Annotated in this window: 1 protein-coding gene; it reads right to left on the bottom strand. The window is 46.8% G+C overall.

Annotated features, from left to right (window positions below; all coding sequences use genetic code 11):
* Nucleotides 1-107: 107 nt before the first annotated feature.
* The coding region (locus FTW16_RS22235) for a DUF2787 domain-containing protein (RefSeq protein ID WP_261383505.1) at nucleotides 108-551 on the bottom strand (444 nt) is incomplete at its 5' end.

Genomic DNA, 551 nt, shown 5'->3' with positions numbered 1-551 from the left:
GTGCGTGAAGTTTGTCTGACACAGGTAAGCTTGATGGATGAAAGAGCAGAGTAGACATAATGATGCCTCCTTGAATTTAGGTGAACGAGTCGGGTGATGGATTAGCCTTAGCGGACTTGAGTGAGCTGTATGTCATCGAAGACATGCTGAGTTAAATGCTCATGGAAAGCGCACATCCAGGCTTGAAACACTTTTGTTGTGACAGGGTGGCTCAGGCTCGCTGCCCCTGCATCTGGTTGATAGCACCAGTGATTCAGTAGGTGGAAATAAAGATACACATCGAGCGAGTCGGTGGCTTTGTCCTGATAAGTAAAATTGGCCACGAAAACCAAATTCCAATCAGAGCGTGAATTCTCCCGCTTTAACTGAATCTCTACAGGGGCGACCCCTTCTTTTGTTTTGTAGTAGCTTGTGTTTCGGCAGTTGAGTGCAATGCGTGTCGTGTCTTTAGGGATCGAGTAGCGAGCGATAGTTTGCTCTAACTGCTGGTGGAGTTTGCTATTGAGGGTGATGTCACCATAGTGTTTCTTAATCATAACCAGCCCCTCTCT

This window comes from Vibrio sp. T20, from assembly GCF_007858795.1.
GTDB lineage: Bacteria > Pseudomonadota > Gammaproteobacteria > Enterobacterales > Vibrionaceae > Vibrio > Vibrio satsumensis.
This window is presented reverse-complemented; position numbering and strand designations above follow the sequence as displayed.